This window comes from Streptomyces sp. NPDC021225, assembly GCF_044332865.1.
Taxonomy (GTDB): domain Bacteria; phylum Actinomycetota; class Actinomycetes; order Streptomycetales; family Streptomycetaceae; genus Streptomyces.
The window spans coordinates 1-11,676 of record NZ_JBIRPV010000018.1 but is presented as its reverse complement, the minus strand read 5'-3'; the positions used below and the strand labels follow the sequence as shown (position 1 = coordinate 11,676).

General features: G+C 70.6%; 12 protein-coding genes and 1 rRNA gene. 4 read left to right on the top strand and 9 right to left on the bottom strand.

Annotation, left to right across the window (positions count from 1 at the left end; genetic code table 11):
* Nucleotides 1-280: 280 nt before the first annotated feature.
* The 4 genes from ACH4S9_RS43005 to ACH4S9_RS42990 all read left to right on the top strand — a co-directional run bounded on the left by ACH4S9_RS43005 (nt 281) and on the right by ACH4S9_RS42990 (nt 4,409).
* Nucleotides 281-559, top strand: coding sequence for a glutaredoxin family protein (locus ACH4S9_RS43005; protein WP_398377060.1), 279 nt, complete (start codon nt 281-283; stop codon nt 557-559).
* Nucleotides 560-703: 144 nt separating this feature from the next.
* Nucleotides 704-1,624 (top strand): HAD family hydrolase, encoded by a 921-nt coding sequence (locus ACH4S9_RS43000; RefSeq protein WP_385344978.1) that lies wholly within the window; start codon nt 704-706, stop codon nt 1,622-1,624.
* 559 nt (nt 1,625-2,183) lie between these two features.
* Nucleotides 2,184-2,987: an ECF subfamily RNA polymerase sigma factor, BldN family gene (locus ACH4S9_RS42995; RefSeq protein ID WP_358849193.1), complete on the top strand. Its 804-nt coding sequence runs from the start codon at nt 2,184-2,186 to the stop codon at nt 2,985-2,987.
* A gap of 204 nt (nt 2,988-3,191) precedes the next feature.
* Nucleotides 3,192-4,409, top strand: a complete 1,218-nt coding sequence (locus ACH4S9_RS42990; RefSeq protein WP_398377058.1) for a DUF5667 domain-containing protein — start codon at nt 3,192-3,194, stop codon at nt 4,407-4,409.
* Between the two features lie 111 nt (nt 4,410-4,520).
* On the opposite strand, the gene ACH4S9_RS42985 is transcribed toward ACH4S9_RS42990, so the two are convergent.
* The 9 genes from ACH4S9_RS42985 to rrf all read right to left on the bottom strand — a co-directional run.
* A complete protein-coding gene (locus ACH4S9_RS42985; RefSeq protein ID WP_398377057.1) occupies nt 4,521-5,576 on the bottom strand; it encodes a lysophospholipid acyltransferase family protein in 1,056 nt (351 codons plus the stop codon).
* Nucleotides 5,577-5,590: 14 nt separating this feature from the next.
* Nucleotides 5,591-6,640 (bottom strand): NAD-dependent epimerase/dehydratase family protein, encoded by a 1,050-nt coding sequence (locus tag ACH4S9_RS42980; protein WP_311726510.1) that lies wholly within the window; start codon nt 6,638-6,640, stop codon nt 5,591-5,593.
* 245 nt (nt 6,641-6,885) lie between these two features.
* Nucleotides 6,886-6,984, bottom strand: coding sequence for a 30S ribosomal protein bS22 (locus tag ACH4S9_RS42975; protein ID WP_003948845.1), 99 nt, complete (start codon nt 6,982-6,984; stop codon nt 6,886-6,888).
* 143 nt (nt 6,985-7,127) lie between these two features.
* Nucleotides 7,128-7,337: a helix-turn-helix domain-containing protein gene (locus ACH4S9_RS42970; RefSeq protein ID WP_014053989.1), complete on the bottom strand. Its 210-nt coding sequence runs from the start codon at nt 7,335-7,337 to the stop codon at nt 7,128-7,130.
* 128 nt (nt 7,338-7,465) lie between these two features.
* Entirely contained in the window at nt 7,466-8,281 is an 816-nt protein-coding gene (locus ACH4S9_RS42965; protein WP_358849195.1) for a phosphatase, read from the bottom strand.
* 148 nt (nt 8,282-8,429) lie between these two features.
* Nucleotides 8,430-9,602, bottom strand: a complete 1,173-nt coding sequence (locus ACH4S9_RS42960; RefSeq protein WP_398377055.1) for an acetoin utilization protein AcuC — start codon at nt 9,600-9,602, stop codon at nt 8,430-8,432.
* The gene (locus tag ACH4S9_RS42955; protein ID WP_385344991.1) at nt 9,571-10,818 is read right to left on the bottom strand and encodes an MFS transporter; all 1,248 of its coding nucleotides are present in this window, start codon (nt 10,816-10,818) and stop codon (nt 9,571-9,573) included. Before ACH4S9_RS42955 ends, ACH4S9_RS42960 begins: the two co-directional genes overlap by 32 nt.
* A gap of 29 nt (nt 10,819-10,847) precedes the next feature.
* Nucleotides 10,848-11,492 (bottom strand): HAD family hydrolase, encoded by a 645-nt coding sequence (locus tag ACH4S9_RS42950; RefSeq protein WP_398377054.1) that lies wholly within the window; start codon nt 11,490-11,492, stop codon nt 10,848-10,850.
* A gap of 96 nt (nt 11,493-11,588) precedes the next feature.
* Nucleotides 11,589-11,676: ribosomal RNA gene (rrf, locus tag ACH4S9_RS42945) — 5S ribosomal RNA — on the bottom strand; the annotation flags it as partial.

Here is an 11,676-nt window from a genome sequence, read left to right as displayed (position 1 = left end):
GGCGTCCACACGTTCCAGGACGTCCCCATCAACAGCAGGCTATGTCTTTGTGAACGCGTGCACAAAGATGGTGTCCGCTTTGTCCGAGCAAAGTGACCGGTGTCACGCATCTATTCGACCAGCTCGTGGAACCACAACCGGTGTCACACCGTTCCCGGCGGCCACATCCGCGCGGGCAGGGCACCGACGGGGGCACGGACCCTCACTCCTCACCGCTCACCCCCCGGACTGCAACAAATCGCCCACAATGGTAGTCGCCGGCACGGGGCACAATGGCGGAATGAGCCCGCTGCTGCGCCGCACCCCGCGCAAGAACCCCGCCGAGCGCACGGTCACCCTGATCGGCAAGCCCGACTGCCATCTGTGCGAGGACGCCGAGGCGGTGGTCGAGAAGGTCTGCGGCGAGCTGGGCACGCCCTGGGAGAAGAAGGACATCACCCAGGACGAGGAGCTGTACCGCAAGCACTGGGAGCAGATCCCGGTGGTCCTCGTCGACGGCGCACAGCACGACTTCTGGCGGGTGAACCCGGAGCGGCTGCGGAAGGCGCTGGGCGGCTGAGCGCCCCGCGCCCGGACCCCGCGCCCGGCCCCGTACCCAGGCCCCCGCACCCGGGCCCCGCCTGGCCCGCGAAGTCCGCATTGCCGCACCATCCCGACACCGGGCCGTAACGGGATGCGGGGAATGGCTGGCTATGCTCAGCCCATGGCCGCACTGGGATGGTTCACCCGCCGTCGACACCTCGCCACCGAAGCGAGCGTCCTCGCCGGAGAGGCCTCGGCCGAGGCCGCGCGCAAGTCGTCGGTCCAGGTGCCCGCGCCGAAGGCCCCCGAACCGGAGTTCCCCGTCGTCGGGGACGAGCGGGCGGCCGCCTTCTTCGACCTGGACAACACCATCATGCAGGGCGCCGCCCTGTTCCACTTCGGCCGCGGCCTCTACAAGCGCCACTTCTTCCGCAAGCGCGAGCTGGCCCGTTTCGCCTGGCAGCAGACCTGGTTCCGGCTGGCCGGGGTCGAGGACCCGGCCCATATGGAGGACGTGCGCAGCAGCGCCCTGTCCATCGTCAAGGGCCACCGGGTCTCCGAGCTGATGACGATCGGCGAGGAGATCTACGACGAGTACATGGCCGACCGCATCTGGCCGGGCACCCGCGCCCTGGCCCAGGCCCATCTGGACGCCGGGCAGCGGGTCTGGCTGGTGACCGCCGCCCCGGTGGAGACCGCGACCATCATCGCCCGGCGGCTGGGCCTGACCGGCGCGCTCGGCACCGTCGCGGAGTCCGTCGGCGGCGTGTACACGGGCAAACTGGTCGGCGAGCCGCTGCACGGGCCGGCCAAGGCCGAGGCGGTACGGGCGCTGGCGGCGGCCGAGGGGCTCGACCTGTCGCGCTGCGCGGCGTACAGCGACTCCTCGAACGACATCCCGATGCTGTCGATCGTCGGCCACCCGTACGCGGTGAACCCGGACGGGCGGCTGCGCAAGCACGCGCGCGAGCACGGCTGGCGGCTGCGCGACTACCGCACGGGCCGCAAGGCCGCCAAGATCGGCATCCCGGCGGCTGCCGGGGTGGGCGCGGTGGCGGGCGGCACGGCGGCCGCCGTGGCCCTGCACCGCCGCCGCCGCTGAGCCGTTCGGCCCACCGAGCACCACCGAGCACCACCCCGAGTTCCCTGGGGCCCTGCGGGCCCCACGGACCATTACGGAGCGCCACGCGTCGCCACCGTACGCGGCGAAACCGTCACCCTGCGGCCCCGCCCTTCACCCTTGACCGCTTGCGCCGACGCCTGACCGCTTGGGCCGGGCGATGACCGTCCGTGATGGCTGCCGGTGCCGCGCGACCCCGCCCCCGCAGCGTCACCGGCTGACCACGGCCGCCCTCGGCCGGTCAATCCCCGTTTCCCGGCCCACGCCGCCCCGACCTGCCCCCTTACCGTCCCTTTGCCACAACACGCCACGAAATCGCGCAGACCACGACACCTACCGGTCAAGACCCTTACTGCATTCGATACTTGATCGGCCATCAACCCATAACGGAGCAGACTGAAACGATGATTTGGACAACTGGGTGTAGCGTTGCCTGTACGAAGCGTTATTCTCCTTAGACGCAAATCGGTACCCACGCGTCCCTACGGCGGGTGAACGGTCCCGTACTGCACGTGATGGAAGCTCTGCCTCTGGGAGTCCCGTGTACCCACACGTCGGGGTTGACGCCTCGGGCCTGGCTACGCTGCGCGCAACGGTCCTCGACTGTCTGCGCGGCTTCGTCCCCACCGCGTACGCCGTGCCCGCCCTCGCCACGCCCGTGCCCGCCCACCCTGTCGGCACCGTCGGTGCGGCAGGCCCCGCCAGCTCCTGCTATGCCCTGGCCGACGGCGGGGCGGCGGTCGGCAGACGCTCTCGCAGCGGCACGTCCACCGCCCGCCGCCCCGGCACCGACAGCGACAGCCGCCGCATGATGGACCTCGTCGAGCGCGCCCAGGCGGGCGAGGCCGAGGCCTTCGGCCAGCTGTACGACCAGTACGCCGACACCGTCTACCGGTACATCTACTACCGCGTGGGCGGCCGGGCCACGGCCGAGGACCTCACCAGTGAGACGTTCCTGCGCGCGCTGCGCCGCATCGGCACCTTCACCTGGCAGGGCCGCGACTTCGGCGCCTGGCTGGTGACGATCGCCCGCAATCTGGTCGCCGACCACTTCAAGTCCAGCCGCTTCCGGCTGGAGGTCACCACCGGCGAGATGCTCGACGCCAATGAGGTCGAGCGCTCCCCCGAGGACTCCGTCCTCGAATCCCTCTCCAACGCCGCGCTGCTCCAGGCGGTGCGCAAGCTCAACCCGCAGCAGCAGGAGTGCGTGACGCTGCGCTTCCTCCAGGGCCTGTCCGTCGCCGAGACCGCCCGGGTCATGGGGAAGAACGAGGGCGCGATCAAGACCCTCCAGTACCGGGCCGTCCGCACCCTGGCCCGGCTTCTCCCCGAGGACGCCCGCTGACCGTAGGTGGCGCCGCCACCACGTCCCGTCCGATCATCGTGAGGGCGTAACCCCTGTGATGCGCCGCTCGTTGTGGAGGATGCAGGCTCCTTGTGGTCACGTCCTACCCAAAGACACTCACTCATTCGGGTGGAAATGCGTGTGGCGTGCAACCTTCCAGGTGTCCTGGGGAGTCGACCGTCATGACGAGAGGAGGTGCCGCCTGTGATCGCGAACGTATCGGGGCACCGGCGGGCCAACGCCTTCGCCAAGGCCCTGGAGGCCCTGGAGGCCCTGGAGAGGGACAACCGCCAGGATTCCCGGGGCGCGGCGGGCGCCGAGCAGCCCGGCTCTTCGGCGGACAGCGCCGAGCACAGACGGCTGCTGGCCCTGACCGACGGGCTCGGCGAGCTGCCGGCCCCGACACTGGACCCCGAGGTCCGGGTCACCCAGCGGGCGCAGCTGGTCGCCGCCATGGAAGCGGCCTACGCCGAGGGCGCGCCCCAGGTGCCCGGGCAGCGGCCGTCCCACGCCCGCCGCGCGGCACCCCTCAGCAGGCTGCGCCCCCGCTCCCGCTGGTCCAAGGGGCTGGCGGCAGGGGGGCTCACGGTCGGGGTGGCGGCGGGCGCGTTCGGCGGCGTCGCCGCGGCGAGCTCCGACGCCCTGCCCGGCGACACCCTCTATGGCTTCAAGCGCGGCATAGAGGATCTGAAGCTGGAGATGGCCGACGACGACGCCGACCGCGGCCGGCTGTATCTGGACCAGGCGTCGACCCGGATGAGCGAGGCGCGCCGTCTGATGGAGCGAGGCCGCTCGGGCGACCTGGACCACGAGTCGCTAAGAGAGATCCGCAAGACCCTCGCCGGCATGCACCATGACGTCTCCGAGGGCCATCGGCTGCTGCACAAGGTCTATGAGCGGGACGGCTCGCTCGGCCCGATGCGCACGCTGTCGTCCTTCTCCCGCTCCCACCGCGACGGCTGGAGCCAGCTGCGCGAGAAGCTGCCCATCCAGCTCATGGACGTCGGGGAGGAGGTGAACTCGGTCTTCGACGCCATAGAGCAGGAGGTCGGTCCGCTCCAGTCGCTGCTGCCCTCCTCCCGGGACGGCCGGGATCAGCACAGCGGCCGTACGACGGTCGAGTCCCCCGAGCGCGGTGCCTCGGGCGGGGCGGACATCCCGGCGCCCGCCGCGACCACACCGAGCGCCACCCGCCCCGGCGACGACGCCCGGCCGGGCCCGTCGTCCTCGCCCCGGCCCGAGGACGCCGGCCTCATCGGCGGCGCCGGCGATCTGCTGAATCCGCCGACGGGCGAGCCGCTTCCGCTCCCGTCCTCCGGCAAGGGCGATCCGAGCGGCAGACCGACCCAGCCGGAGATCACCATCCCGCCGCTGCTGCCCAACCTGCTGCCGGGCCTCGGCCTCGACGGCGACGGGAAGTAAGCGACGGGAAGTAAGCGACGGGAAGCAGGCGCCGGAAAGCAGGCCCGCGGGCCCATGGGTCGGCGCCCGGTGTTCCACGAGAACACCGGGTGCCGACGCCACGTCCAGCGGTCAGAAGAAGACCGAGCGCCGCTGCACCAGCAGCTTGTAGAGGGTGTGCTGAATCGTCTCGCGCACCTGGTCGGTCAGGTTGAACATCAGCATCGGGTCGTCCGCCGCCTCCGGCGGATACTCGTCCGTCGGGATCGGCTCGCCGAACTGGATCGTCCACTTCGTCGGCAGCGGCACCCCGCCGAGCGGCCCCAGCCAGGGGAAGGTCGGCGTGATCGGGAAGTACGGGAAGCCCAGCAGCCGCGCGAGCGTCTTCGCGTTCCCGATCATCGGGTAGATCTCCTCGGCGCCGACGATCGAGCACGGCACGATCGGCGCCCCGGCGCGCAGCGCCGTCGACACAAAGCCGCCGCGCCCGAAGCGCTGGAGCTTGTACCGGTCGGAGAACGGCTTCCCGATCCCCTTGAAGCCCTCCGGCATCACCCCGACCACCTCGCCGCGCTCCAGCAGCAGCTGGGCGTCCTCGGAGCAGGCCAGCGTGTGCCCGAGTTTGCGCGCCAGCTCGTTGACGACCGGCAGGACGAAGACCAGGTCGGCGGCGAGCAGCCGCAGATGGCGGCCCGCCGGGTGGTTGTCGTGCACCGCGACCTGGAGCATCAGCCCGTCCAGGGGCAGCACCCCGGAGTGGTTGGCGACGACGAGCGCGCCCCCGCTCTCCGGGATGTTCTCGATGCCCTTCACCTCGACCCGGAAGTATTTCTCGTACATCGGGCGCAGCAGCGACATCAGGACCTGGTCGGTGAGGTCCTCGTCGTAGCCGAAGTCGTCGACCTCGTACTCCCCGGTGACCCGGCGCCGCAGAAAGCTCATCCCGTGCGCCAGCCGACGCTCCCAGCCGCCCGCCAGGGCGCCGGCTCCCGGCGGGTCCTGGGGCGGCAGCGGAGGCACCGCCGCGGCCGCCGCGAGCCCCTCGGGCCGCTGCTGGTCGCGCTCCTCGTCGCGTTGCTGCGGCACGGGCTTGAGCGGGCCCTGCGCCCGGGCCGCACGCCCCGTCCGCTGGCCCTTGCGCCGGGACCGCGGTTCCTCACCGAACGGAATGACCTTGGCATCCGCCATGGTGGTTGCGCTCCTCAACTCTGGACGGCGCCGCGGGCGGGCAGCAGCCCGGCGAGCCGGTCGACGGTACGGGCGAGGGTCTCGGGCGGGAGCAGCCCGGGCCCGCGGCTGCGGGCGTAGTCGGCGAAGGCGCCGGCCGTGGTGTATCGGGGCTCGAAGCCCAGCGTCTCGCGCATCTGGTCGGTGGCGACGACGCGGCCGTGTGTGAGCAGCCGGATCTGTTCGGGCGAGAAGTCGGTGATGCCGACCGAGCGCAGCGCGGTACGGGCCCATCTCAGGGTCGGCAGCAGCAGCGGGAGCGTCGGCCGGCCGAGCCGCCGGGCGGCCTGCGAGAGCAGCAGCACGCCGTCCCCCGCGATGTTGAAGGTGCCGCTGTTGAGCACGCCCCGCGAGGGCTCGGAGGCGGCGATCCGCAGCACCTCGATGGCGTCCTCCTCGTGGACGAACTGGAGCCGCGGGTCGTAGCCGATGACGGTGGGCAGCACGGGCAGCGCGAAGTACTCGGCGAGCGGCGAGTCCGCGCAAGGCCCCAGGATGTTGGCGAAGCGCAGCACACAGACGGCGACGTCGGGGCGGCGCCGGGCGAAGCCCCGTACATACCCCTCGACCTCGACGGCGTCCTTGGCGAAGCCCCCGCTGGGCAGCGACTTGGGCGGGGTGTTCTCAGTGAAGACGGCGGGGTCGCGGGGCGCGGAGCCGTACACATTGGTGCTGGACTTGACCACGAGCCGCTTGACCGAGGGCGCCTTCTGACAGGCGCCGAGCAGCTGCATGGTGCCGATGACGTTGGTCTCCTTGACCGAGGTCCGGCTGCCGCGCCCGCCGAGCGGGGTGCCGTTGATGTCCATGTGGACCACGGTGTCGACGCCGGTCTCGGCGAGCAGCTTCCCGATCGCGGGGTGGCGGATGTCGGCGCGCACGAACTCGGCGCCGCCGAGGTGGTGTTCGGGGGCCACGGCGTCCACCCCGATGACCCGGGCGACATCCGGCTCGCGCTGTATGCGCCGTACGAAACGGCCTCCCAGGCGGCGTGCGACTCCGGTGACGAGCACGACCTTTCCCAAGATCAGCGCCTTCCTTCCCACCCTCGAACGAGCTGGGCCGAGGCGAACACCGTAACCGCTGGATGTTGCCCTGTGATGACCACTCGCCGCACGGTACGAGCTTTTAGGACGAGGGTCCGCCGGCGACGGGGCGCCCCCGTGCGCGCCCGCCCGAACCCGTCTCCGGTGCGCGTTCCACAGCCGCACGCGCCGCAGCCCTCCCACCATCGGTGGAAGGGCTGCGGGACGAACACAGCGTCGCTTGCCTACTTCTTGTTACGACGCTGGACGCGCGTGCGCTTGAGCAGCTTGCGGTGCTTCTTCTTCGCCATCCGCTTGCGCCGCTTCTTGATAACAGAGCCCACGACAACCCTCGCTCACTTCGTATTCACTCGGTGCGGGGCGTCCGAGCCCACACGACCTACATCGGGCCAGCCTACCCGGCACCGAGCGAAGCGCGTAATCCGAGGGGGATGTCCTGGGCCCTGCCGTCAGGCCCCGTCCGGGCCTAGGCGGACTCCACCCCCACATAGGACTCGCGGAGGTACTCATGAACCGCCTGCTCTGGGACCCGGAAAGACCTGCCCACCCGGATCGCCGGCAGATGACCACTGTGCACCAAGCGGTACACGGTCATCTTGGACACTCGCATCACCGAGGCGACTTCCGCCACGGTCAGAAACTGAACCTCGTTCAGAGGCCTTTCGCCAGCAGCCATGACACACCTGAACCTTCCGCACATGTCGGGCACCGGCTTCCCCTCCGGTGACTCCTGCTCGCATGCGCGCTCCTCACCAGATTAGGGGCGCGTGATACGAGTGGGGAAGAGGAGTAGCGATCGGACGCCTACTGTGACAGACACGCCCGATTGAGTACATAGCGAGTAATCGGTCGGTAGTAAGCGGACCGCACAGCGTCGTCAAGCGGAACCGCCACCGACACCCGCCCCTCGGCCTGGCCGACGAACGGCGCGGGGTCGTCCGCGTCCGCGAGACCGATGGCCTCGAAGCCCAGCTGACCTGCACCGCAGACCCATCCGTGGTCCCCGATGACCAACCCGGGGAGGGGGTCGCCGCGGTCGGCCGCACACCCGAGAACCACCCGAACCGGGAGCGGCGAGTGACTGTGGCACCCCGGGTCGCGGGCCCCGTCCCGAGCGCCGGGTTCCCGCACCATCGCGACTCCTCGTACGTAGTCGAGGCAGTAGGTGCGTACGCCGAACCGGGTCGTTATGTCGATACATCTACCCTGCGCGGGGGTGAGGACAGGGCAGCCGGCCGCCGAGAGAGCCGCCGCCAACGAGGCGTAGAACCCGAGGAGGCGATGCGGATGCCCGGTCCCGAGCAGCACCGGCGCGCCCGCGGCGGCGGCTGCGGCCAGCCGCTCCGCGAAGGCGTCGAGCGCGGCGATGGTCAAATCCGGATCGATCACATCCTGACCGGAGGTGATCGCCGGGTTGGCCGAAACCCCGCATTTGTCGCTCATAAGGCGAAGCAATTCCACGTACGACCAGTCGTGATCGGGCTCGATACCGAGCAGTACGCGGGGGTCGCGCGCGGCGAAGAGCCGATAGCTGCGCAGGGTCTGCTCCCGGCTCGTGGCCACCGGCCCGGCGAGCCGCGCGGCCAGCAGATGCGCACGCAGCGCGGCGGTACTCAACACGCCACCGATGCTGACGGATCACCGCGACCGCACGCCGAAGAACGGCGAGAGTTGCCACGGTTGGCCTAACGGCGCCGGCACACGGCACCGGCACCGGCACCGGCACCGGCACCCGGGAGACCTCACCTTCCGAAGACTCCCCAAACGCCTACGGCAGCAGCCCATGGTGCGGGAAGACCGCCCGGCGGGTCGCCAGGATCGCCTGGTCGAGCCGGTCCCCCGGGTCGTACCCCCACTCCCCGAAGTCCCGCCACTGCGGCTGCCGGCCGTCCGTCATCCGCCACGGCGCCGACTGTCGCGTACGCCGGTACACCTCGTGCCGCCAGTCCTCGGGCACCTCCGCCTCCGGCGCCACCGGCCGCCCGGCCGCGATCGCCACCAGATGCGTCCACGTCCGGGGCACCACGTCCACCACCGCGTACCCGCCGCCACCGAGCGCGAGCCACCGCCCGTCCGCGTGCTCGTGCGCCAGGTCATGGCAGCTCTCCGCGACCGCGCGCTGCGCGTCCACGGTCACCGCCAGGTGCGCCAGCGGATCCTCCACATGCGTATCCGTGCCGTGCTGGGTCACCAGCACCTGCGGCCGGAACGCCGCCAGCAGCTCCGGCACCACCGCGTGGTATGCGCGCAGCCATCCCGCGTCCCCGGTCCCGGCGGGCAGCGCCACATTGACCGCGCCGCCCGGCGCCCGGTCCCCACCGGTCTCCTCGGGCCATCCGGTCTGCGGGAACAGGGTCCTGGGATGCTCGTGCAGGGAGATCGTGAGGACCCGCGGATCGTCCCAGAACGCCGCCTGCACCCCGTCCCCGTGATGTACGTCCACATCCACGTACGCGACCCGCTCCGCGCCCATCTCCAGCAGCCTCGCGATGGCCAGCGCCGCGTCGTTGTAGACGCAGAACCCGGAGGCCGCGCCGGGCATCGCATGGTGCAGCCCGCCAGAGAAGTTCACCGCGTGGAGCACCTCCCCGCGCCATACGCTCTCCGCCGCGGCGACCGACTGGCCGGCGATCAGCGCCGAGGCCTCGTGCATCCCGGCGAAGGCCGGATCGTCGACCGTGCCCAGGCCGTACGAGCCGTCCGCCGAGGCCGGATCGGCCGACACCCGCCGCACCGCCTCGATGTAGTCCTGGCGATGGACCAGCCGCAGCGTGGACTCCCCGGCCGGCTTGGCCGCGACCACCTCGACGGCCCGATCAAGTCCGAACGCCTCCACCAGACGCATGGTCAGCGCCAGACGGACCGGAGCCATCGGATGCCCCGCGCCGAAGTCGTACCCCGTCAGGCCCTCATCCCACATCAACTGTGCGCGACCGCTCATGCCCGTCACCGTATCGGGCAGGAGTGGGCGCAAACGACCTCGCGTACCACAGGGTCGCGAGCACCAGCACCATCGGCACCAGCATCGCCCCCCGGTAGTTCCATGCGCCGCCCAGTGCGCCGACGAGCGGGGAGCCGATCAGAAAGCCGACGTAATTGAAGATGTTGAGACGCGCGATGGCGGCGTCGGACGCCCCCGGGAACAGCCGCCCGGCAGCCGCGAAGGTCTGCGGCACCAGCACACACAGCCCCAGGCCCAGCAGCGTGAACCCGGCCATCCCCACCCATGCGCCGGGCGCCGCCGCGACGATCGCGAAGCCGCCCGCGGCGAGTAGTGTGCCGGCCCGGACCACGGCGACCGCACCGAAGCGCCGCACCCCCAGGTCGCCGAAGGTGCGGCCGAGAAGGGCGGTGACCATATAGACGTTGTACGGCACGGTGGCCAGCTGCTCGGAGCTGTGCAGCACGTCCTGGAGGTACTTGGCGCTCCAGTTGGAGACGGTCGAGTCACCGATATAGGCGAAGGACATCACCAGGCAGAGCGGCAACAGCAGCTTCATGCTGACGGCGCCGGAGCCGGAGCCGGACGTCTGGTCGCTCTCCCCCACAACCTTGTCCGTGCCCTTGTCCGTGCCTTTGCCCGCGCCGTGGTCCATGTACCAGCGGCTGGCGAACAGCGCGACGGGTACCAGGGTCGCGACGAGCGGCGCGTAGAGCACGGGCAGCGCCACGTCCCAGTGAGCGCCCGCCCAGGCGAGCGACGCCCCGACGATCCCGCCCAGGCTGTACGCGGCGTGGAAGCCGAGCATGATGCTCCGCCCGTACGCGTGCTGAAGGGTGACGCCGAGCATGTTCATCGACGCGTCGAGCGCCCCGACGGAGAGCCCGAAGACCGCGAGCGCCAAAGCCAGCTGCCACAGCGCCGAGCCGGACCCGGCCGCGAGCAGCGCGACGGAGACCACCGGCTGGACCCAGCGGAGCACAAGGCCCGGCCGCACCCGCTTGACGAGATGCTCGGTCGCGACGCTGCCCACACCCGCGAGCACCGGAACCGCGGCGAGGAACGCGGGCAGCAGCCCGTCGGACACCCCATACCGGTCCTGAAGCGCGGGTATTCGGGTCACCAGCAGAGCGAAGACCGCGCCCTGGACGAAGAAACTGACGGCCAGCGAGGCCCGACCGCGCCGCAGCCGCGGCGTCGGGCGCGTATCTGTCATGGCCGAGGAGCGTACGGCCCCACGCCGTGTTAGGCGAGCAATTGGGGCAGTTCTGCCATGCCCGGGAAACGGGCATGGGCGCGGGCGAGCTTGGCGGCCGGCGTCATCGCCGTATACCCGTAGACATCCATCCCGGCAGCGATGGCGGCCTGCACACCGAGCGGGCTGTCCTCGACAACCGCACACCGCTGCGGAGGCACCCCCATCGTGCGCGCGGCGTGCAGAAACAGATCCGGCGCGGGCTTGCCCCTCCCCACGTCCTCGGAGCTGAAGATGCGCTCCTCGCCGAAGAGTCCGTACAGCCCGGTCTTCCGCAGCGCGACACGGATGCGCTCATGGCTTCCGGAGGAGGCCACGCAGTACGGAACCCCGTCCGCCCGCAGCTTCTCCAGGACATCGGCGACACCGGTCACGGGCTCCAGTTCACGGCGGAATGCCTCGAACACGCGGCTGTGGAAGGTGGCGTCGAAGTCATCCGGCAGCCGACGGCCCGTGCGCTCGAGGACCAGCTCGTGGATCCGGTGCATGGCCGACCCCATGTAGTCACGAATGGAGTCCTCGTAGGTGGTGGGGTGGCCCAACTCCGTGAGATAGGCGGCGAGGAGCCGGTTGGATATCGGCTCACTGTCGACGAGCACGCCGTCGTTGTCGAAGATGACCAGGTCATAGCGCATGCTGTTCAGACTACTCAGCCGCTCAGCCGGCGAACGGCACAAAGAAAAAAGCCCGGTCGGGAGCCGAAGCTCCCAACCGGGCTTTTATCAAAAATTGTTCGGCGGCGTCCTACTCTCCCACAGGGTCCCCCCTGCAGTACCATCGGCGCTGAAAGGCTTAGCTTCCGGGTTCGGAATGTAACCG

Excerpts from the sequence above, each read along its gene's own strand:
- ACH4S9_RS43005 (WP_398377060.1), top strand. The coding sequence starts at position 281 with ATGAGCCCGCTGCTGCGCCGCACCCCGCGCAAGAACCCCGCCGAGCGC.
- ACH4S9_RS43000 (WP_385344978.1), top strand. The coding sequence starts at position 704 with ATGGCCGCACTGGGATGGTTCACCCGCCGTCGACACCTCGCCACCGAA.
- ACH4S9_RS42985 (WP_398377057.1), bottom strand. The coding sequence starts at position 5,576 with ATGGCGGATGCCAAGGTCATTCCGTTCGGTGAGGAACCGCGGTCCCGG.
- ACH4S9_RS42970 (WP_014053989.1), bottom strand. The coding sequence starts at position 7,337 with ATGGCTGCTGGCGAAAGGCCTCTGAACGAGGTTCAGTTTCTGACCGTG.
- ACH4S9_RS42960 (WP_398377055.1), bottom strand. The coding sequence starts at position 9,602 with ATGAGCGGTCGCGCACAGTTGATGTGGGATGAGGGCCTGACGGGGTAC.
- ACH4S9_RS42955 (WP_385344991.1), bottom strand. The coding sequence starts at position 10,818 with ATGACAGATACGCGCCCGACGCCGCGGCTGCGGCGCGGTCGGGCCTCG.
- ACH4S9_RS42950 (WP_398377054.1), bottom strand. The coding sequence starts at position 11,492 with ATGCGCTATGACCTGGTCATCTTCGACAACGACGGCGTGCTCGTCGAC.